The following is a 23,255-nucleotide window of genomic DNA, read 5'->3' on the forward strand; positions in this document are numbered from 1 at the left end:
AACATTTACCAATATTATTCTTCCACAGGTTTAACTTCTACGATTTCATACATATCTTTTCCATCCACTTGAATGGGCTGATAATAGGTTTCGCCAAATTGAACATAGGTTTGATCACCTATTTTTACTTCTTCACCACCCTCAGGTAAATTAGGCACAATGGTACCGGCCGTAGCTGGTACTACAATGTAACCCTCTTCATTCTGAGCGTAAAATGCCCCACCATAATAGTAATTTTCATCCTTGTCGGATACTTTTACTTTTTCTGCTTCTTTTGGAATCTCTGGAACTTGAGCACCGACTGGGGCCTGCACAGCAACAAAACCATCCTCGGTTTTCATGTAATAGGTGCCATTTTCATAGTGGTACTCTTCTTTGTTTTCCTCTTTTTTATCGCTGCTATCATTTACAATACTTACGATAATGGCAGTAGTGGCCAAAGAAGTTACAAAGTAACCCCACGGACGATAATAAGGACCCCAATAATAAGGTGTATAAGGATGGTAATAATATGGCCTATGGCAATAGTAGTGATAGCCTCCATATCTGTATGGTGGTCTTCTGTAGGGTCTGTAACTAGGTCTCACTACTGTATTTCTTCGATTAATGTTGACATTCCTACTTCTATCAATATTAATATTGTTATTTCCAACACGATTAGTATTACCTATTTTAGCAGTTCCACTTCGATTTGTTGTGCGGTTGGTGACATTAGAGGTCTTTCGATTAGTCGTTCTATTCGTTGAAGAAGGTCTATTTACATCTCGAGTTGTTGCTCTATTCGTTCCTCCATTTATAGGTCGTTTTGCAGTAGTAGGTCTAGATGTAGATGGCCTGCTGGTTGGTCTAGCCGCTGGCTTAGGACGAGATGTTGGTCTACTCACGTTTCTGCTTGGCGGTCTGCTGACATTTCTTGATCCGCCAGTGCTATGCCGCATGCGTTGTGCTTCTAATTGCTCGGGCAGAACCATAAGTACTAATCCAAAAAAGAAAACTATAGTTAATTTTATGTGTTTAGAAATAATCATGTGAGATGTGTTTTTTTGAATTAAGATTTAGCAAGAATACTAATGAGTTTCGCATTTGCTGGTGGCGAAAAATTAAACATACTTTCGGGTAAATCTATATTAATATTCCAATTGGTAAAGGTACCTTGATATTGCTGATACCCATTTTTCTTATCGATAAATAGGTAGCGTTTTGGTAAAAATAGGGCTGTATTACTAATCCATAATTGAAAGGTCGTGTCAGCATTACTTGACATAACATGAAAACATTCTTCACCATCAACCACTTTCATCCCTAAGTATTTGAGATTGTCAAAGTAGTTTAAAACATCATCCGTAAGCGAAGGATAAAATAAATCCGCTGCAGGAAACTTCATTCCAAATTTAGCATTCATGGAATCAATCATTGTTATAATATTGTCCGGAGCCTCTACGGTTACATAGTTGTTTTCATCAAAAGAGTAATACGTCACTAGCTCGCCGTTATACCATATGGCTCTGTTTCCTTTATCGCCACGACTATGCACAGCCATCTTATCTGGACCAACCATATGAACTTGATGAGTTCCAAATTGCCTTTCGTTCTCAAATAGATCATTGAGAACATCAGTTGATGTTTCCAAGTTAAATGTGACGGAGGTGAGTTCTCCAATAACAGAACTCATTTTGTCTAACAAATCAACAGCGACTGTATCGATTTTTGATTCATTTTGACTAAAACCAGAAACAGTGGTAAAACTTAAGAGAAGAATAAAAATGTTTTTCATTGAATGACTTAATTTTGAGAGGTTTAAATTTACTTATTTTTTTGTTTAAAATACATTCAAGAATAAAAATAAACCTTCACTCCAGAGTACAGAGGGCTTAATTAGACAAATCCATAAATTATTTACAAAGGAGAATTAATTTATTCTACTTTTTCCTTAAGCTTCTTAAAAGTGTTATCTAAAATGGGAATTTCTAAACCGATAATTAATTGGTAACGCTGATTTTTAAGATTGGATTCTTGGCTATTGTTTGGCTCTAAACTTCCAATATCCTGTTCAAAAGGATTTTGAAATCTTGAGGAGCCAGAAGCGTATGTAACTCCCAATATTATATTTGCCCATGACATCGCCCAGTCTATACCTCCGCTTAAGTGATAAAAATCGGCGCCAATAGCATCGTCAGCTGCTTCTGATGTTGAAATGTCAAATGCCGTAGCATTAGTTTTAAAGGCATTAAAATCTGTTGAAAACCCAAAATACGATTTTAATTTCTCACTCATATAGATTTCGCCTCCAACACCAAAATTAAATACATTACTTCGTTGCTCATTGAATAATACGGTTGTTAGCTCAGGCTCACCAATGTCAATTTCAGGAACATCAATTCTGGAATATTTAGATAAACCTGCAACATAATCTATGTTGAGATGTATTCGGCTTTTTTTCACAGGAATACCGGCCCCTATTGAGATTCCAAATGGTTCCTTTCTTTTGGCATTGAGATCGTTAAAAGCATAGTCGTAGAATACATCAGATCCAGTACTTACCCCAGCTATTACTTCGTTATAGTTATAACTTCCTTCTTCAAAAATTTCTATGTATGGAACATTAATATTTAGTCCAATATCTATAGAATTAATTTTGTAATTGGCACCGATTTTTATTTCGAGACCATAAGATTTTTGCTCAAAACCTATTCGGTTAAGAAAATAAGCCACATTATCTTGGTTGTATTGAATGGTTTGACTTATACTTCGACCACCACTGTAACGATATGAAGTAGCAAATCCAGAAATACCTAAACTTAGATTACTGTTGACCTTATGAGCCCAAGTTAGGCCATACCAATCTTCCTTTACATTACTCTCAATTGAGGCTTTGAGGTTATAGTTTTCGACATCTGGGAAGGATGTTAGAATATTATCCGTAATTTCTCGGCTCGATATGCTTAAATTCAGATTACCTCTACGGCGAGAAATAAAGGAATATCCAAAGCGTTCGCCAAAAAGGGTAAAAGTTCCTCCTGCCATAGAAGGTACCCCACCAAAAGACTTGTCGTCTAACTGTCTTTGCTCATCAAAGGCTGCAGTTAGTTTTAAGACATTTAACTCATAGGCTTTAGCATTAAACGCAAAACCTGTATTTTCTAATTCAGTTAACCGCGCAGGATTGTAATATACCAAACCAATATCGGACACACTCCCAGTTACATTTCCAGAAAGTAAAATAGAACGGTTACCAAAGTTATTATACTTATAATTACCTTGTTGACCCCAAGAATAAAGTGAAAAAGCAACTATTAAAAACTTTATAAATTTCATGGATATTAAATTGACTCCAGGGGCTTTTAAATTTAAATTTTAAGTCTTTTAAGGGAATTGGATTTATGCTAATCCGTTAGGTTTGAAGCCTAATAATTATCAATGCAATCTAAATGATTTTTTACAAGAATCCATATTATTTAGAAACCACCAATTTATCTGAATTCTTCCCTAAACGTTGTAAGTGTTTTAAAGCCTCTGATACGGAGGTGTCCAACAATCGAACACGTTTTGAATCTACATACATGATTGAACCAGACCAAGGTACTGGTGAACCGGGAAAATAAATAACATCTTCCCCTGTTTTTAAGGACTCAATTTTAAATCCCATTTGCGCATTATCATCAAATTCAACCAATACAGGTTTAAAATTTTCTGGAGACTTTTTGGAAGTTGCAATGCCGTCCGTTATTCCCTTAAAGAAAATGTATCCAGGAATTTTTGATAATATAGTATCTTCTAAGTATTTGCTAAAATGTCTAACACGTTTCCGATTTGCTAATAAACCAACAATAAAACAAACGATTAAAAATAGGATAGCAATGATAAAATCAGTTAATACATCCATTCCGAAAAACTTAAAGGAATAATGCTTGCTGATGGGATGCGCAATCAATCTCAAAACCATAATTATCTTGTATAAAAGAAAGCCAACTATGGAAATAGGGATTAATAGAAAAAAGCCATTCAACAGTGTTTTTTTTATAAAGCTCATAGGTTGTGTGTCGGATATATTAGTCTATTTTTAGAGTACCAATAAAAGGTATGTTTTCAAAAATCTCTGCACGCACAGCACTCAGCAAATAGTGTTCAACTTGATAAAATTGTGCAGCTACTTCCGACCCAGCAACTTTTCTAACCTTTTTAGTATATTTAGATATAAGGCTATTTTGTTTTTTGTTTAGACGCTCTGCTTTGTTTATAAGTTCATCCGCTTTGTCTCCTTGTAATTCCGAATAATTTTCGACATAATTGCTAAGAAGGTCAATACGCTCTTTTCCAAGGGCTTTTCGCTCCATTTCATAAGTGTCATAGACTTGCCAAAAACTATCATTTACAGAATTTCCAAGAAATTCTGATATCAATGATTTTTTCTCCATTCCATATAAGGATTGAAGTAAATCGACCTCCTCGGTTGCCGATTGCGCCTGTAGTGAAATCATTGATAGAAGTAGTAAAAATGCTGAAAGGACCGTTTTGAATGTTTTAGTTTTCATGATTTAGATTTTTTCTATTTAAAGGTGTTATTGTTTTTTCGAAAATAACTTATGTACTTAAGAGGAATAGATAATTGTAAAGCTAAGCCTCATTTTTAAGAAGGGGACCTAAATATTAACTAAAAATAATACTATTTTTTGAATGTGATAGTTTACTCGGCGTCAAATGAATTAGAAATTTCAAGTGAATATTGCAAAGGGATGCCTCAAGCTTTCGTTGCTCTCAATAATCTATCATTTATAGATTTACCTAAGCCATAATCTGGAAGCACCTCAGCAATAATAATATCTAGATTTTGTTTGTCAAGCTTGTGCAAAGCATCGTAAATAGTTGACGCCGCTTCAGCCATATCGCTGGTTTTGGATAACACGATTTGGGAAGTAATATGCGGATCTTCAATTGCTGAATTGAAAACAATCAATCCAACCCGTTTATCTTTATATCTATTGATAGAGTCAGGTAGGTTAGTGGATAAAACGGTTTTAGTTTTAGGCGCGTAGTGCCGCTCTAGCATTCCTGGAGCATCGGGGTTAATTTCTTTTTTATTTTTAATTGTAATGGGACCAACAACAGTCTCAATAGCCTCGATAGGCGTAGAACCTAAGCGATAGATGACCGGTTCATCATTCTCAAATCCTATGATTGTAGATTCAATACCACTTTTACACGGGCCGCCATCTAATACCATTTTAATAGAATCCTTGAAGTACTGCTCTACATGCTTTGCTGTTGTAGGGCTAATACTGCTAAAAGGATTTGCACTTGGCGCCGCAAGAGGAAAGGACAGCTTTTTTAAAAGCTCTAATGTCATGGGATGATTTGGTACCCGGACAGCGACTGTATCTTTTCCTGCCGTTATGAGGTCAGGAATACTAGAATTCTTTTTTAGTACCAAAGTGATGGGGCCTGGCCAAAATGCTTCTGCAAGAAGTTTTGCTTTTTCAGGAACAGATGCCGCAATATCAGGCAAAAAATCAATAGATGGAATATGGACAATTAGAGGATTAAAAAAAGGACGTTTCTTAGTTTCAAAAATGCTTTCAATGGCCTTTTTACTGAAGATATTTCCTGCTAAACCATAGACAGTTTCTGTGGGTATAGCAACTAATTCTTCCGAATTTAAAAGAGCTATGGCTTTTGATATGTCTTTTGAAATAATACTCATATGTCCATAAAGACTGTAAAATTACTTCAAAAAAGTCATGTTTAATGTGCTTCTAACCAATTATCACCAATACCTAAATCGACATCGAGCGGAACGGCAAGCTTGTATGCGCCTTCCATTTCGGTTTTGATTAAGGATTTCATTTCTTCGAGTTCAGGTTTATAAATGTCAAACACTAATTCATCATGGACTTGTAAAAGCATCTTTGATTTATAATTACCCACCTCAAGTTTACTGTATATATTGATCATCGCTATTTTAATAATATCAGCAGCACTACCTTGTATTGGAGCATTAACAGCGTTACGCTCGGCAGCTCCCCGCACAACGGCATTGCGAGAATTAATATCTTTTAAATAGCGTCGGCGGCCTAAAACAGTTTGCACATAGCCGTGATCTCTGGCAAAATCTACCTGCTTATTCATGTAGGCTTTTAACTTAGGATACGTCTCGTAATAGGTGTCAATTAATTCCTTGGCTTCCCCTCTGGAAAGATCAGTTTGATTGCTCAGGCCAAAAGCTGAAACACCATAGATAATTCCAAAATTTACGGTTTTTGCATTTGCCCGCTGTTCACGTGTTACTTCAGAAAGAGGGACGTTGAACACTTTTGAAGCTGTTGAAGCATGAATATCTTCGCCATGGTTAAATGCTTCAATCATTGTTTCCTCTTCGCTTAAGGCTGCAATTATTCGAAGTTCTATTTGGGAGTAATCCGCAGCTAAGAGTATAAAATCTTCATTTCTCGGAATAAACGCTTTACGCACTTGTCTGCCCCGTTCTGTGCGGATTGGGATATTCTGTAAGTTAGGATTGTTACTACTCAAACGACCCGTTGCAGCAACAGTTTGCATATAATCCGTATGCACCCGACCCGTGCTGGGTTCCACTTGTTCAGGTAAGGCATCTACATAAGTACTTTTTAGCTTGGCAAGGCCTCTATAATCCAATATATTTTGAATGATATCGTGGTCCTTTGCCAAATAACTGAGTACATCTTCTGCCGTAGAATATTGACCTGTTTTTGTTTTTTTGGGCTTGTCCACTAATTTCAGTTTTTCAAATAGCACAATACCCAATTGCTTTGGAGAGGCAATATTAAATTCTTCTCCTGCGGCTTCATAAATCTTTTTTTCTAGGGTCGCAATGTCATTATTAAGGTCACTAGATAGGGAATTCAAAAAGGCTTTATCTAGATTAATACCTTCCAGCTCCATAGCGGCCAAGACACGAACTAAAGGTATTTCAATATCATCAAATAATTTCTGTGTATTGGCTTCGGTCAATTCGTTTTGAAAATGTTCTTTTAACTGCAAGGTAATATCTGCATCCTCAACCCCATATTCAGTTTGTTTTTCCAAGGGTACCTCACGCATGGATAATTGGTTTTTCCCTTTTTTACCAATTAACTCGGTTATTGAAATAGGTGTATAGTTGAGGTAAGTTTCGGCGAGGACATCCATATTATGTCGCATATCTGGATTAATCAGGTAATGTGCCAGCATGGTGTCAAACAATTTTCCTTTTACCTCAATATTATACTTGGCAAGTACCTTTATATCGTATTTTAAGTTTTGACCAATTTTCTCAATACTGTCATTTTCAAAAAAAGGCCTTAAAACTTCTATCAATTCTTGAGCCTCATCTTTATTTTCGGGAAACGGCACATAAAATCCTTTGCCAATTTCCCAAGCAAATGCAATGCCCACCAATTCTGCAGTTAATGGATTAAGTCCTGTTGTTTCCGTATCAAAACAGACTGAGGATTGATTCAACAAGTTTTTCACAAACAATTTGGTAGCCATACCTGGAGCCACACTTTGATAGAAGTGCGCTGTTGACTCTATAGTTCTACGTTTAAATTCAGAATCGCTTTCAACTTCCCCGTCTGTATCACCTCCAAAAAGTGAAAATTGACCTGCCCCAGCTGATTTTTGTTCTTTTGGAGTTACGTTAGGAGCAGTAGCCTTTTCAGAACTTTCAGTCTTTGCTTCCGCAGGTTCTTCTGCAAATGTTTTCAGGAAATTATCAGTTAAGCGTCTAAATTCTAATTCTTGAAAAATTTCCTTAACCTTGTCTATGTCTGGGTGGTCTAATTCAAAATCCTTGGCATCAAAGGTTACTGGAACATCGAGCATAATTTTTGCCAGTTCCTTTGATAATTTTCCTAACTCTGCATTGGCCTCTACTTTTTCCTTCATTTTTCCTTTAAGCTCATGTGTATTTTCTAGAAGACCTTCCATACTGCCAAACTGTTTGATGAATTTTTTTGCTGTTTTTTCACCAACACCTGGAAGACCAGGAATATTATCTGAAGCATCACCCATCATGCCTAAAAAATCAATAACCTGTTCGGGGGTTGCTACTTCAAATTTCTTTTGAACTTCAGGGATGCCCCAAGTTTCGTAGCCACCACCAAAAACTGGTCGATACATAAAAATATTGTCAGTTACCAGTTGTGCAAAATCCTTATCAGGTGTAACCATAAAAACTTTGTACCCTTCTTTTTCTGCTTGTCTAGATAAGGTGCCTATGACGTCATCTGCTTCATAGCCTTCTTTTACCATGATAGGAATGTGCATGGCTTTGAGTATATCATGAATATAAGGAATGGCCGTTCGTATCCCTTCCGGTGTTTCGTCTCTATTAGCTTTATAGGCTTCAAACATCTCAACACGATCTACACTTCCGCCTTTATCAAAGCAAACTGCCAAATGGTCTGGACGCTCACGTTTTATAACATCTAAAAGGGAATTCATAAAGCCCATAATAGCTGAGGTATCCTCACCTTTTGAATTTATTCTAGGATTTTTTATAAAAGCATAGTACCCACGAAAAATAAGAGCGTAGGCGTCAACTAGGAAAAGGCGTTTTTGATCTGACATGGAATTGATTTTGAAGTGTATAAAACTACAAAAACTTAAGGGTTATTTTAAATGTAATTTGTATTTTCAGGGGCTTAAAAAATTCATATGCGCACATTTTCTATGGCTGTCCATGGTGGAGCCGGAACCCTTATCAAAGGCCTGATGACTCCAGAATTAGAAGAAGAGTATACCCAAGCACTTAAAGTTGCTTTAGATGCTGGTTATAAAATCCTTTCGGAAGGGGGAAGTTCACTGGATGCCGTGGAGGTTTCAGTAAAGCGTTTGGAGGATTCACCACTCTTTAATGCCGGAAAAGGCTCTGTTTTTACAGCGCAAGGCACTCACGAGATGGATGCGGCGATAATGGATGGCAAAACCTTAAATGCGGGTGCGGTGTCTTTGGTTACAGGAATTAAAAACCCTGTATCGCTTGCTCGAGATGTTATGGACAAGAGCTATCACGTTTTTTTGGCGGGAAATGGAGCGATGGAATTTGCTAAAGAATTAGGTTATCAATTAAAAGACGAAACATACTTCTACGACGAGGTTAGATATAAACAATGGCTTGGAATAAAGGACAGTGATAATTTTCAGCTTGATCATAGTGTAAAAAAAGACGGCAAGTTTGGTACTGTTGGAGCCGTGGCTTGTGACAAGGAAGGGAATGTTGCGGCAGCAACGTCTACAGGTGGTATGACGAACAAGAAATGGGGACGTATAGGGGATTCACCTATGATAGGTGCTGGAAACTATGCCAACAATAAGACCTGTGCCGTATCCTGCACTGGAAGTGGTGAATTCTTTATCAGGGGAGTTGTGGCTTATGATGTAGCTACACTGATTGAGCATAAGGGATTGAGCCTGAAAGACGCTGCAGATGAGGTTATCTACAAGCGGATTTTAGAGATTAATGGAGATGGCGGATTAATAGCTGTTGACGCTAAAGGCAATATAGCAATGCCATTCAATACAGAAGGTATGTACCGCGCATTCAAATCTTCAAACGGGAATCAAAAAATAGGTATTTACAAGGATTAGATAAAGGGTGCTTCAATCGGTAAGACCTTAACTTCACGTTTTTTAATATCATATTGGTCACTGTTGGAAAGGACGTGAATCGTTAAATTGGTCATTGTCATTGGTGTTCCTTCCTCAAGAATTTTTTCATTGTTATGCGTTAAGGTGCTTCCGTCAAAAATAATAACCATACCCGAACCAATTACCGTACAATCATTTCCATTTTTTATGATCATACCGGTATCTTCCGCCAAACCAAAACCTATGAGATGAGGAAATTTAGCAACCGCTTCCGATTGCCTCCCAAAACGACCACGTCTTATAAAATGGGTATCTATTATGGCATCAGGCAATAAACCTAAGCCATTATACATATTGACAGCACCTTTTATAAAAGATTCTGACGCACTGCCGCCAGAAATCATTTCATTGGCCATAGCCATTGCTCCCGCACTCGTCCCAGCAATAACAAAACCCGTTTCATTTTTGTAGCGATCTACTAAGATTTTATGAATACTAGTACCTCCGATTTTATCTGTAATTTTAGACTGATCACCTCCAGAAAACATGACGCAATTGGCATTGCGTATGAGCATTAGGGCATGTTCTGTCTCCGAATCTTCTTTAGAACGAATATCTAAAACGTCAATATTCTTGCACCCAAGTTTTGAGAATGCCTTTAAATAATTATCTCCAACCTCAATAGGAATGCTCGACGCGGTAGGGATTACAACGATATTTGCATCTTTGCCGCCGGCTTCCTTAACCACATGGGCAAGTATGCCTTCCTCAACGAATTCAAGTGTGTACATTTCTTCCTTTTCAATGCCCTTATCCTCGTTACCGCCTATTGGTATTAGGGTTCCCTTAATTTCATTCATAACAACAAGTGTAAAATATTCGGTAAAAATAAATTAATTTTCCTGTTGAAAATACTATATTTAACATCTTTCACTAACAAATAATCAACTGCTATGGAGATACGAAGTATAAATGCTATGAGAGGTCCAAACTATTGGTCCATAAGGAGGCATAAGTTAATAGTAATGGTTTTAGATCTTCAGGACATGGAGGAAAAGCCTTCTAATAAAGTTGATGGATTTTATCAACGATTAAAAGCCATGTTCCCTGGCATGTACGAGCACCGCTGTTCTGTAGGAGAACCAGGAGGTTTTTTTCAAAGAGTGGAGGAAGGCACATGGATGGGTCATATAATAGAGCATATAGCTTTAGAGATACAAACCTTAGCAGGAATGGATGTTGGCTTTGGAAGAACAAGGGGCTATGGTGAAAAAGGGGTATACAACGTCGTGTTTGCTTATATGGAAGAGTCCGTTGGTCGTTATGCGGCAAAGGCATCGGTTAAAATATGTGAAGCACTTATTTCAGGAGACGATTATGATTTGTCTGCTGATATTCAGGAAATGCGTGAATTGCGTGAAGCCGATCGTTTAGGGCCAAGTACAGGTTCTATCGTTGCTGAAGCGGAAGCTAGAGGTATTCCATGGATACGATTAAATAAATATTCACTCTGTCAATTGGGCTATGGCGCAAATCAAAAGCGGATACAAGCAACCGTAACAAGTGAAACAAGTAGTATTGGTGTTGAATTGGCTTGCGATAAGGAAGACACCAAATATCTTTTGGAACAAGCTGAGGTTGAGGTGCCAAGAGGCGATATTATTAAACGTGAGCGCAGCTTGGAGGACGCTTGTCGATATGTTGGATATCCCTTAGTAATTAAACCAATCGACGGTAATCATGGAAGAGGAATTACCGTAAACATAAATAATTATGAAGACGCTTTAGAGGCATTTAGACAGGCTAAAGAAAGTTCACGTAGCGGCTCTATTATAGTTGAAAAATATATAACAGGGGAGGATTATAGACTTCTTGTAATAAACAATAAATTGGTGGCAGCTGCGAAACGCACTCCTGCTCATGTCATCGGTGATGGAAAATCAACAGTACAACAATTAATTGATAAGGTCAATAAAGATCCTAGACGTGGGTATGGTCATGAAAATGTTTTAACCCAGATATCCGTTAACGAATTAACTAAAACCATCATTAAGGATGCAGGCTATACCCTTGATTCCATACTTGCAGACGGGGAGACATTAATACTAAAGGATACTGCAAATCTAAGTACTGGTGGCACCGCTGAGGATGTAACAGATATCGTGCATCCCGCAAATATTTCTATGGCAGAGCGAATATCTAAAATTATTGATTTGGATATTTGTGGTATTGACGTTATAACCACAGATATTACAAAACCACTATCCGAAACAGGCGGAGCCGTTTTAGAAGTTAATGCTGGTCCTGGTTTTAGAATGCATTTGGCCCCTACAACTGGTCTCCCGCGAAATGTCGCTGCTCCTGTAATTGACAAGTTATTTCCTATAAAAGGTGATACGGGGCGTATTCCTATCATAGCCCTTACGGGAACTAACGGTAAGACAACGACATCAAGATTAATTGCACATATTGCAAAAATGAGTGGATATCGCGTAGGATATACAACCAGTGATGGAGTTTATATTCAGAACAGATTATTAATGACAGGTGATTGCACTGGTCCGGCAAGTGCGGAGTTTGTTTTGAAAGATCCTACGGTGAACTTTGCAGTTTTGGAATGTGCCCGTGGTGGACTTTTACGTGCGGGTTTAGGCTTTAAGAAATGCGATGTGGGAATCGTTACAAATGTTGCCGCAGACCATCTCGGTTTAAAGGGTATACATACCATAGAGCAGTTGGCGAAAGTAAAAGGTGTAATTCCAGAAACCGTTTTACCCGACGGTTATACCATATTGAATGCAGATGATGATTTGGTTTATGATATGAGACGATCTGTTCAATCTAATGTGGCTTTATTCTCAATGGATGAGAATAATCCGAGGATAAAGGCGCTTCAACGCTTACACGGTATTACTGCAGTTTATGAAAACGGTTATGTAACGATTTGCCGTGGCGAATGGAAAATGCGATTAATGCAGGCTGAGAATATTCCACTAACTTATGGTGGGAAAGCAAAATTTATGATTCAAAATGTATTGGCGGCGGTATTGGCTGCCCATGTGCAAGGTATAAGTAATGAAGATATAAAGGCCGCTTTAGAGACCTTTATCCCTTCAGCAGCTCAAACTCCTGGGCGGTTGAATCTTTTTGAGTTTGAAAACTTTAAAATCTTATTAGACTATGCCCATAACCCGGCAGGCATGCGTGCTTTAAAGAAATTTACGGATGAGTTGGAGGCGACCGTTAAGGTTGGTATTATTGCGGGTATTGGTGATAGGCGCGTAGAGGATAATAATGAAATGGGCAAAATTGCTTCTGAAATGTTTGATGAGATAATCATTAGACAAGATAAACGTCTAAGAGGTAAGACTGAGGAAGAACTTATAAAAATGCTAGATGATGGGATTAAAATGCATGACCCTAATAAAAAGACGACCATAATTCCGTCTGAACGTGAGGCAATTACATATGCCGTGAAACATGCTAAGAAAGGTTCCTTGATTATTTTAAGTAGTGATGTTGTGCCCGATGCCCTCGATTTGGTCAAGGAATTGAAAGAAAAAGAATCGAAGGGAGAATTAAAATTCACATAAAAAAAGCCGAAACAATGGTTTCGGCTTTAATAGCACATTTATTTAAACTTAACAGACCTAGCCAAAAAATACTAGTGGTTGTAATCTGTCATTATCTTAACAAAGCTTTACAGTTTTAACCTTTATTTGTAGGCTTTTTCTATACGCTTTAACACTTATAATTTCGTTACTTTTCTTGCGGTTAATTTTTAAAACCTTAGCTTTAAGTTCAGAAGAAATAGTAGTTTTCTTAACTTGAGGTTTTTCAGTACCGAATATTTTGTCCTTTTCGGCACTGCTATTAACAACCGACCCGTTCTGAGCAAAAGTTGTTGAAAAAAATATCAAGAAAAATAGGAGGATTAGACCCTGTTTCATGATTTGAGGAATTAATGGATTAATTGGTACTAAAGTAACATGAAATATTGAATTGCCTTAATATTCTAGATGAAAAATGATGATAAATGGATAAGATGAATTAATTCGTTAATAATTTCGACCAAATGCAAATAATGGACTGGCAATTGATACATTACAATAAAATAACCCTTGGAGCACAAGATTTTATATCGGGCAGACGAAAGTTACCTCTAAAAAAGTAAAGACGTTATAACATATATTTTTAGTCCCTTAAATTCCGTATAATACATGACAGATTATAAAGATAATACCTATTTCGACTTGTTTTCTAAGCAAAAACAAAATCAATTTAGAGTAGCGCAATCCACATACAAAGAAAGAATTAGAAAGTTAGATAAGCTTCAGCGAGCTTTGGAATATACTTACAGGGAAGCTATTCACGAAGCTTTATATAAGGATTTAGCCAAGCCGAAAATAGAAGCTGAATTATCAGAAATTTACCAAATTCTGGGAGACATTAAATATGTAAAAAAACATTTGCGTCAATGGATGCGAAAGCAAAAAGTAAAGACACCAATTTCATTATTGGGCTCTAGTTCCTACTATATTTTTGAACCAAAAGGGGTATGTTTAATAATTTCACCATGGAACTTTCCCTTTAACTTAACCTTTGGGCCTTTAATCTCTGCCATTGCAGCTGGTAATACAGCCATCATTAAGCCCTCTGAGATGACGCCAAATTCGTCGGCATTAATGGCTAAAATTATTGAAGATCTTTTTTTAGAAGAAGAGGTTGCACTGATACAAGGCGAAGTTGAGGTCTCTACAGAATTGCTAAAATTACCATTTAACCATATTTTCTTTACAGGCTCACCTCAAGTGGGTAAGATTGTTATGACCGCCGCTGCCAAACATCTGTCTTCTGTAACCCTTGAATTAGGCGGTAAGTCGCCAACTGTGGTGGATGACTCTGCTAATATAGATGCTGCTGCAAAAAAAATTGTCTGGGGTAAATATATGAACTGTGGGCAAATTTGTGTGTCACCAGATTATGTTTTGGTAGACGCCAAAATTGAATCTCAACTTATTAATGCTTGTAAAAAATGGATTAAAACTTACTTTCACGATGAGCCTCAAACCTCTAGTTCCTATGGTAGAATTGTAACGGATAAACATTTTAATCGCTTAAAGGGCCACATAGAAAATGCGGTAAATCTTGGCGCAAAAATTGAAATAGGCGGCGACACGGAGGCTAAAGATAAATTTATAGCACCAACCATTGTATCAGGTTTAAAAGAAGAGGCTAGTTTGCTAAATGAGGAAATTTTTGGTCCCATACTGCCAATTGTCACCTACCATAACCTTAAAGACGCTATAGCCTATATAAATTCCAAAGAAAGACCATTGGCACTTTACATTTACAGTAAGACCAAGGCAAATATAAAAGCAGTTATTCAAAACACAAGAGCTGGTGGTACATGTATTAATAACAATGTCGTTCACTATGCCAATCATAATTTACCTTTTGGAGGTATAAATAATAGTGGAATTGGCAAGAGTCACGGGTTTTATGGGTTTAGAGCTTTTTCTAATGAGCGAGCGGTGGTGAAGCAACATACATTTGGAGTTACTGAATTTCTATTTCCGCCATACAGTAGTTTAAAGGAAAAATTTGCACAACTGACCATAAAATGGTTTTAAATGGAATGTTAGAGGCCTTTTTTTAGGAGTGGTCAGTTTTATTATAAAAATCCGATTGGATTTGTTCATTAACGCCATCTTGAAATTTAGTCATGCTAAACCATTGATGTATAGAGTAACTTCCTGTCTCACCTTTTTTATTTACAGCGATATAACCCACTTGAAAATCTTTGTAATTACTATTAGGTTTCTTCACAATTCTGTGGATAGCCTCTTCACAAGCTTCTTGTGGCGATTTGCCCTGGCGCATCAATTCAACGACTAAGAAGCTCCCAACCGTTTTCACCACTTCTTCACCTAGACCTGTCGCAACTGCGGCACCAATTTCATTATCTACAAATAAGCCAGAACCAATAATTGGTGAATCACCAACACGCCCCGCCATTTTATAGGCCAGTCCACTAGTTGTGCATGCACCGGAAATATCACCATTTTTGTCAATGGCCAACATACCTATGGTATCATGATTTTCAATATTAATGATGGGTTTATATTTGGCTTCAACTTTCCATTTTTCCCAGGCACTTTTTGAAGCTTCAGTCAACAATTCTTCGGGTTCAAACCCCTGTGAGATGGCAAATTGCAAAGCGCCTTCTCCAGCAAGCATCACATGTGGTGTATCTTCCATCACCTTTCTAGCCACAGAAACGGCATGAGTTATATTCTTAAGATATACGACAGCGCCACAATTACCATGTTTGTCCATAATACAAGCATCAAGAGTAACATTACCATCCCGGTCTGGTAAACCACCCTTGCCAACAGATTGCCCTTTTTCATTAGCTTCTTCTATGCGGCAGCCTTGTTCTACAGCATCCAGGGCATTTCCTCCAGCTTGTAGAACTTCCATAGCCTTAGATGTGGCATCTTTCACACCCCAAGTTGCAATGACTAATGGTAAACTTTTTAAATCTGTTATAACACTTTTATGGTCTTCAGTGATTTTTTTTGAGTTAGTGTCATCACAACCTAATATCGAACTTCCAACAGCTAACCCAACACCGGTTAATGAAGTATGTTTAATAAATTGTCGTCTTTTCATGGGATATGTTTTAATAGGTTACGCCTTGCTTATCGAGTACTGTTTTAGTTCTAAAGGCATAAAATAATAAGTAAACAAAACAGGCAACAGCAATCCAATATGATGATTGTATGCTAAATACATCTGCTAATTTGCCTTGAACAGGTGGAATTATAGCACCACCTAAAATCATCATAATTAAAAATGCCGACCCTTGTGAGGTATATTTACCTAGACCAGCAATACTCAATGTAAATATACAAGGCCACATTATTGAACAGAATAAACCACCAGAAAGGAACGCGAATAAGGCGACATTCCCTGATGAAAATAAACCAATGAGCATACCTAGAACACCGAGAAAGCTGAATATTTTTAATGTTGTAACAGGATTGTCTTTAGCCAAATAAAATCCAAAAATTTGGACGGCTATACAGAGAGCGAAAAAAATAATTTCATTACTTGAAAATTCGTTGCCGGCTATCCAGTTTACGGATAGTATTACCGCAAAAGCAATGTATGGTACAATAATTAACAAAATCTTTTTTAAACCTTCACTTGGATTAAAAACGGTTATGGCGCCAACCCAGCGTCCAATCATTAATCCTCCCCAATACAATGAAATATATAAGCCTAATTGCGAATCATTAAGTATTGGTAGGCCTAGTGCATTTAGTCCGGTATCAGCAACAGATTGCTTCAATAATTCACCTAAATTACTTCCAATGGTTACTTCAACACCTACATAGGTGAATATAGCAAGCATACCTAAAACGAGTTGTGGATATTTCATAGCGCCCCAACCTCCTGGTTTTTTTGTAGCGCTAGTATTGGCAATAAATACAGCGGCAATTACCGCGAAAAGTGCAACGAATAAAACAACCAATCTCGTTTTTTCTACGCTTTCTGTGGCTACAGCTTCTCCAGCATATGTACTAAAGATATAGCCGAAGCATCCAACAATGATAAGTGTTAGAATAATTAACAAGTTACGTGCTTTGTTAGCAGGCTCAAAGGCAGTATCTGATTTGAGTTCAGGTAGTTTTCTTGAAAAATAAAATAAGGCTGCTGCCACTAAAAATAAAGCCCCTACGCCTAAGTATAAGCTCTGAACTGTGACCAAGGTAATTTCATTATTACTTATCATGGTGGCAAGTTCATCTGTACTCCATGACGCAGATCCAAAAATAACCAAGCTAACCACAATAGGTCCGATGGTGGTGCCAAAAGAGTTAATACCCCCAGCTAAGTTTAAGCGATGCGATCCTGTTTTAGGATCTCCTAAAGCAATGGCAAATGGGTTTGCCGCTGTTTGTTGTAATGAGAAACCCAAGGCCACTATAAAATAAGCAATAAGTACAAAATAGAATACACTTGTTTGACCTTGCTCAGCACCTGCGGTCGCAGGATACATCACGAATGCACCGATAGCCGAGAGTAATAGGCCATATATAATTCCATTCTTATAGCCCCAATTATTCATAATATCTTTTTTAATGGAGCCAGATAATACGAACAAAAGAAGAGCGCCAATATAGTAGGCACCATAAAAGGCGAAATCAACTAATTGAGATTGAAATTGATCAATATTAAAGTAGGTTTTGCAAAAGGGAATGAAAACACCATTAGATGCAGCGATAAACCCCCAGAAAAAGAAAACGGTCACTAAAGTTGCTAAAGCCGATTTGTTGTTTTGATTGGTCATTAAATGGATAGTTGTTAGTTTATTTAATTGAAATTTCATCTGCAAAAATCCAGCTCCTTCCATCCAGTGGATGCCCCAAGTGCCACTTTGGGAGAATCCCTAGTTTTTTTGCAATAATTTTTACATACCTTTTGTTGCCTAATTTGGAAAGCTTTACTTTTTCAATTTTGATATTATCGTCCTTAGTAGCCGCATCAAATTCCCAAGTCATATTTTTTGTAAAATTTATTCCATCGGTTGATGTTAGAATATCTACTTCTGTAGGCAAAAATATCCATGCGCCTTGGTCTTGAAGAAAGCTGACTTCTAGGTTGTAAATAACTCTTTCAGTTCCTAAATCAACAGTAGCAATTAAATCGGTATTGTGATAACCTTGCCAGCTGCCGGTTCTATAGTTTTTTGTGCTTCGTATACCGTCAATTAGGGCATCATTGCCTCCAGCGGAGTATTGATTGGCGTAATCACTTTCTAGAGTAATACTTAAATTAGGGTCTATCTTAAAAAATGGGGTTGATAAAACGGGACTTTTTAAGTGTCCTTTTTCAGAATATAGTTTTACTCTTGTGTCTTCAGAAATTGTGAATGGTTTGTCGTAAACTTTAAATTCTCCTTCATTTATAGCATAATAAATTATAGCATCTTTTTCAGAGGTGCTTAATACAATTTCGGTAGAACCTCTGAAGGTAATATCACCTTCTGCAATAAATGGTGATGGTAAAATGATATGCTCCGTAATTTCGGTCTTTGGTTCCTGACCTTCGCGACTTCCCCAAATCGCAGGATTATCGGTCATTGTAAATTCCAGTGTACCTCCATTTATAATAGCATCATGACTTAAATAGCTAACATCTAATTTCTTACCATTAAGTTTTACGTTTTCTACATAGATATTGGTATCGCTGAGATTATTGGCAACTATGGTAAATTCTTTTTCATTTTCAAGATTAATGGTGGCTTTATCGAATAGTGGTGTGCCAATAATGTACTGATTACTCCCTGGTGTAACCGAATAAAAGCCCATGGAGCTCATTACATACCAGGCACTCATTTGCCCACAGTCTTCGTTACCCGAAATACCATCTGGGTCATTAGTATAGAGCTCAGTTAATATTTGATGGACTTTCTCTTGAGTTTTATGCGGCTTGTTCACAAAGTTATAGAGATACGCCATATGATGACTTGGCTCGTTACCATGGGCATATTGCCCAATTAAACCTGTAATATCAGATTGCTCTCTGCCAGAAGTTTCTGTTTTGGCTGTAAATAACTCATCTAATTTTTGTTCTAATTGTTTTTTCCCACCTAACAGATTTATAAATCCTGAAACATCTTGGGGCACATAAAAACTGTACTGCCAGGCGTTTGCCTCAGTGTAATTAAAATTCACCTCGTATGGATCGAAGGGTGCAAACCAGGTGTTGCGAAAACGTCCTCTCATAAATTGGGTTTCGGGATCAAACACATTTTTGTAATACTGTGCACGTTGGATGTAGGTTTTATAATCTTCGGTTTTCCCCATGGCCTCTGCCATTTGCGCAATGGTCCAATCGTCATAAGCGTATTCTAATGTTTTAGAGACCGATTCACTTTCTTCGTCTACAGGAATAAATCCATACGTTTTGTAAGCCTCAAGACCAAATTTATCTCGTGTTGCTGAATGTTTCATCGCTTCAAAGGCCTTTTCTGCATCGTAATCTCTAATGCCTTTTAAGTAGGCATCTGCAACTACGGGCACTGCGTGATAGCCAATCATACAATCGGTATAATTGCCGGCTAAATCCCACATAGGCATGATGCCACCTTCGTCGTATTTCGCCAAAAAGGTATTGATGAAATCATTGGTTCGGTCTTGTTCAATAATGGTATATAAGGGATGTGCCGCTCTGTAGGTGTCCCAAAGTGAGAATACAGAATAGTAATCAAAATCTGTAGTTTTATGAATTTCTAAATCCATGCCTCTATAACGTCCATCCACATCCTGATACAATTGTGGGGCCAACATGGTATGATACAGAGCTGTGTAAAAATTTGTTTTTTTATCGGTATCCTCGCTTTCAACAACTATTTTTTCAAGCTGTGATTCCCAAGCTTCTTGAGCTTCTTTTTTAACGGTTTCAAAATCTTTTTTTAAAACTTCGGTTTCTAAGTTTTTGCGAGCACCATCAACATCAACAGCAGAAATTCCAATCTTAAAATAAATGGGTTCATTATTAGGATTAGTAAAATGTAAGGCTGTTCGTCTACCTCCAAAAGTTCCTGTCAAAGGTGTTGATTGCACAACATCTTTAAATGGATGTGATGTTTTAATCACATAAAATAAACGTTGGTCTTTTGCCCAGGCTTCAGAATGTCTGTAACCCACTATTTCTGTATCAGAAACCTTATCGATTTTAGCATCTAAAACCTTATCACGATGCTCTAAATCTAAAATCACATATTGATTTTCTGCCGAGGGAAACTCGTATTTATGAATTCCACTACGTTGAGCAACTGTCAATTCAACATCAATATTTGAAGAATCTAAATGTACTTTGTAGTAACCGGGTTCTGCTATTTCGTTATCATGAGAGAAATGAGCGCGATAGCCTTTTTTGCCATCCGCACCATTATTAAAAACCGGTTCATTTGTTGGCATTAAAAGGATATCTCCATAGTCACTGATGCCTGTTCCACTAAGGTGGGTATGAGAAAACCCATAAATATAACTGTCAGTATAATGGTAACCCGAGCAGCCATCCCAACCCTCTAATCGTGTATCCGGACTTAATTGCATCATCCCAAAAGGCATGGTTGCACCCGGATAGGTATGGCCGTGACCACCAGTACCAATAAACGGGTTTACATAGGTAATAAGTGGTTGGTCTTTTTGAGCTTCAGAAATTGAACTTGGATTTTGACAATTAAAAAAAAGAAGAATTACAACTAAAATGGAGGTTTGCCTAAAGTTCATCAAAAAGATTGCTAATTTTAATGCATCTAATATAGTAAAATGCAAATCAAGAAAGTCTTTAGTCTAGCCCTTTTTCTTCTGTTTTTGTCAAGCTGTGAACAAAACAAAATTCAGAATATTGAAGTTCAAATTACTCCAAAACCTTTAAACCAGACCATGGGTCAAGGTTTTTTTGAATTAAGTAGTACTACAGGCCTTAATTATCCCGAAGAGTTAAAAATATCTGGAGAATTCTTAAAATCATTTATTGAGCAGAGCAAATCCATTAAGCTCAAAAAAGGTAACGACATACGGTTTAGTATTGATGAAACTATTACAAGTGATGAAGGCTATACCCTTAAGGTCTCGCCTGAGACCATTGAAATAAAAGCCAAAACCGACAAAGGCGCTTTTTATGCTGTTCAGTCTTTCCGCCAGATGCTTCCTGTAGCTTTCGAGATTGGAAATTTTGAAAAAAGTAAAGTGGAAATTCCAGCAATCACCATTGCAGATGCGCCACGGTTTTCTTACAGAGGTATGCATCTAGACGTTGGTAGGCATATGTATCCTGTTGCCTTTATTAAAAAGTATATTGATGCCTTGGCCATGTTAAAAATGAACACCTTTCATTGGCATTTAACAGAAGACCAAGGTTGGCGTATTGAGATTAAAAAATACCCGAAGCTACAAGAGGTGGCCGCTTATAGAAACGAGACCTTAAAAGGACATTACAGTGACCAACCCCAGCAATTTGATTCTAAGCGCTATGGTGGTTATTACACACAGGAGGAAGTCAAAGATATTGTAGCCTATGCGCAAGAACGCTTTGTTACTGTAATCCCCGAAATTGAAATGCCAGGTCATAGTCAAGCAGCTATAGCTGCTTACCCCGAGTTAGGTTGTAAGGAGGAACAAGTTGAGGTTGCTACAAAATGGGGTATTTTTGAAGATATTTACTGCACTAAAGAAGAAACCTTTACCTTTCTTGAAGATGTATTAGATGAGGTTTTAGAACTTTTTCCGAGTGAATATATTCATATTGGAGGTGATGAGGCACCAAAAACCCGATGGAAAGAATGTCCTAACTGCCAAAAGCGGATTAAAGAAGAAGGTTTAAAGGACGAGCACGAATTGCAGAATTATTTCATTACTAGAATGGAAAAATATTTGAATTCTAAGGGTCGGCAAATTATTGGTTGGGATGAAATTTTGGAAGGGGGGCTGGCACCTAATGCCACAGTAATGTCTTGGCGTGGTACTAGCGGAGCAGTTCAGGCTGCAAAATCTGGTCACAATGTAGTTATGACACCAACATCACATTGCTATTTTGATTATTACCAATCAAAAAATGAAGATGAGCCGACAGCGATAGGAGGTTTCTTACCTCTTGAAAAGGTTTATGCCTTTAATCCAATTCCTGAAGAGTTAACTGAAGAAGAATCCCAATATGTGTTGGGCGCTCAAGGTAATGTTTGGACCGAATATATTCCAACAGAAGACCACGTAGAATATATGGTATTCCCTAGAATATTTGCGATGAGTGAGGTGGTATGGTCTTCTCCGAGTAATAAGAATTATCCTGATTTTGTGAATAGACTTGAGCATTTTCATGAACGTTTAGAGGCTTTAAGCATCAATTACGCAAATCATCTGTACGAGCTTAGTGGCCAATTACAAAATGAAAATGAACAATTAAGCTACACGTTAGAAACAGTAACAAAAGGAAAAGCCATTTTATACACTATGGATGGCACTGAACCAACATTTAAATCGGAGACTTACAGTAAGCCTATTCCACTGAATAAAAGCGTAAACATAAAAGCAGCAGTTTTTGAAAATAATGAACGATTAGGCTCTGTTTTTTCTGAACGTATAAATCTACATAAAGCAGTTGGTGCTGAAATTGCCATTGATAAAGAACCACATAAAGCCTTTTTGGGTAGTGGTGCAGAAGGACTAATCAACGGCATTAGCGGAAGCGATACACGGTTTGGAGACAAAGAGTGGTTAGGGTTTTGGGGTGAGGATATTGAGATTACAATTGACTTAGGTGCGGAAGTTGAAATTACCTCCATTGAAACTAGATTTTATAATGGTAATGGACAGTGGATTTATGCACCAAGGACCCTTGAAATTGCCTTTGATAATGATAAAGACTTTAAAACATATGAGTTAAGTCCAGAAAACTTAATTGTTAATTTTAAAGCTAATTTTAAAGACATTAGAGCCAAAACGATAACTATCAAAGTTCCTAATTTCGGTACTATTGCTGAAGGCAAGCAGGGTGCTGGAAATGAGGCGTGGACCTTTATTGATGAGATTATTGTGAATTGATCTAAGCCTTGAATAACAACTTTCTGAAGG

16 protein-coding genes are annotated in these 23,255 nt (G+C 37.4%); 4 read left to right on the forward strand and 12 right to left on the reverse strand.

Translation table 11 applies throughout. The features are described 5' to 3' along the window. Window positions 1-14: 14 nt before the first annotated feature. The 7 genes from CA834_RS02955 to polA form a co-directional block, all read right to left on the reverse strand. Window positions 15-1,028 carry a DUF6515 family protein gene (locus CA834_RS02955; protein ID WP_094967158.1) on the reverse strand — a complete coding sequence of 338 codons (1,014 nt, stop codon included), beginning with the start codon at window positions 1,026-1,028 and terminating at the stop codon, window positions 15-17. Window positions 1,029-1,048: 20 nt separating this feature from the next. After that, window positions 1,049-1,774, reverse strand: a complete 726-nt coding sequence (locus CA834_RS02960; protein ID WP_094967159.1) for a DUF2092 domain-containing protein — start codon at window positions 1,772-1,774, stop codon at window positions 1,049-1,051. A 140-nt stretch (window positions 1,775-1,914) separates the two neighbouring features. Then, entirely contained in the window at window positions 1,915-3,315 is a 1,401-nt protein-coding gene (locus tag CA834_RS02965; RefSeq protein WP_094967160.1) for a hypothetical protein, read from the reverse strand. 136 nt (window positions 3,316-3,451) lie between these two features. Further along, window positions 3,452-4,030, reverse strand: coding sequence for a DUF502 domain-containing protein (locus tag CA834_RS02970; RefSeq protein ID WP_110476917.1), 579 nt, complete (start codon window positions 4,028-4,030; stop codon window positions 3,452-3,454). A gap of 19 nt (window positions 4,031-4,049) precedes the next feature. Further along, complete coding sequence (locus CA834_RS02975) at window positions 4,050-4,532, reverse strand: hypothetical protein (RefSeq protein WP_133085444.1); 483 nt, start codon at window positions 4,530-4,532, stop codon at window positions 4,050-4,052. 206 nt (window positions 4,533-4,738) lie between these two features. Beyond that, complete coding sequence (locus CA834_RS02980; protein WP_094967163.1) at window positions 4,739-5,698, reverse strand: L-threonylcarbamoyladenylate synthase; 960 nt, start codon at window positions 5,696-5,698, stop codon at window positions 4,739-4,741. Between the two features lie 41 nt (window positions 5,699-5,739). After that, window positions 5,740-8,583, reverse strand: coding sequence for a DNA polymerase I (gene polA / locus CA834_RS02985; RefSeq protein WP_094967164.1), 2,844 nt, complete (start codon window positions 8,581-8,583; stop codon window positions 5,740-5,742). Window positions 8,584-8,670: 87 nt separating this feature from the next. On the opposite strand from polA, the gene CA834_RS02990 reads away from it, so the two are divergent. Continuing rightward, window positions 8,671-9,603, forward strand: a complete 933-nt coding sequence (locus CA834_RS02990) for an isoaspartyl peptidase/L-asparaginase family protein (protein WP_094967165.1) — start codon at window positions 8,671-8,673, stop codon at window positions 9,601-9,603. Here the strand turns inward: CA834_RS02990 and CA834_RS02995 are convergent. After that, window positions 9,600-10,463 carry a cyanophycinase gene (locus CA834_RS02995; protein ID WP_094967166.1) on the reverse strand — a complete coding sequence of 288 codons (864 nt, stop codon included), beginning with the start codon at window positions 10,461-10,463 and terminating at the stop codon, window positions 9,600-9,602. The genes CA834_RS02990 and CA834_RS02995 overlap by 4 nt on opposite strands. Window positions 10,464-10,556: 93 nt before the next feature. Between CA834_RS02995 and cphA the strand changes: the two genes are divergently transcribed. Continuing rightward, complete coding sequence (gene cphA / locus CA834_RS03000; protein WP_094967167.1) at window positions 10,557-13,196, forward strand: cyanophycin synthetase; 2,640 nt, start codon at window positions 10,557-10,559, stop codon at window positions 13,194-13,196. Between the two features lie 96 nt (window positions 13,197-13,292). Here the strand turns inward: cphA and CA834_RS03005 are convergent, their stop codons facing one another. After that, on the reverse strand, window positions 13,293-13,553 hold the full coding sequence (locus tag CA834_RS03005; RefSeq protein ID WP_094967168.1) for a hypothetical protein: 261 nt from the start codon (window positions 13,551-13,553) through the stop codon (window positions 13,293-13,295). 270 nt (window positions 13,554-13,823) lie between these two features. Here CA834_RS03005 and CA834_RS03010 point away from each other — a divergent pair, with 270 nt between their 5' ends. Further along, window positions 13,824-15,236, forward strand: a complete 1,413-nt coding sequence (locus CA834_RS03010; RefSeq protein ID WP_094967169.1) for an aldehyde dehydrogenase family protein — start codon at window positions 13,824-13,826, stop codon at window positions 15,234-15,236. A 22-nt stretch (window positions 15,237-15,258) separates the two neighbouring features. Here the strand turns inward: CA834_RS03010 and CA834_RS03015 are convergent, their stop codons facing one another. Genes CA834_RS03015 through CA834_RS03025 form a run of 3 tightly spaced genes read right to left on the reverse strand, consistent with a single transcriptional unit; the run spans window position 15,259 to window position 20,912 of the window. After that, entirely contained in the window at window positions 15,259-16,278 is a 1,020-nt protein-coding gene (locus tag CA834_RS03015; protein WP_094967170.1) for an isoaspartyl peptidase/L-asparaginase family protein, read from the reverse strand. A 10-nt stretch (window positions 16,279-16,288) separates the two neighbouring features. Beyond that, the gene (locus CA834_RS03020; RefSeq protein ID WP_394346591.1) at window positions 16,289-18,001 is read right to left on the reverse strand and encodes an MFS transporter; all 1,713 of its coding nucleotides are present in this window, start codon (window positions 17,999-18,001) and stop codon (window positions 16,289-16,291) included. Next, complete coding sequence (locus tag CA834_RS03025) at window positions 17,982-20,912, reverse strand: GH92 family glycosyl hydrolase (protein ID WP_094967171.1); 2,931 nt, start codon at window positions 20,910-20,912, stop codon at window positions 17,982-17,984. The genes CA834_RS03020 and CA834_RS03025 overlap by 20 nt, the downstream gene beginning before the upstream one ends. A gap of 39 nt (window positions 20,913-20,951) precedes the next feature. Here CA834_RS03025 and CA834_RS03030 point away from each other — a divergent pair, with 39 nt between their 5' ends. Next, window positions 20,952-23,225 (forward strand): glycoside hydrolase family 20 protein, encoded by a 2,274-nt coding sequence (locus tag CA834_RS03030; protein ID WP_094967172.1) that lies wholly within the window; start codon window positions 20,952-20,954, stop codon window positions 23,223-23,225. Window positions 23,226-23,255 lie beyond the last annotated feature (30 nt).

The sequence above is a fragment of the Winogradskyella aurantia genome (genome assembly GCF_002266855.1).
GTDB lineage: Bacteria > Bacteroidota > Bacteroidia > Flavobacteriales > Flavobacteriaceae > Winogradskyella > Winogradskyella aurantia.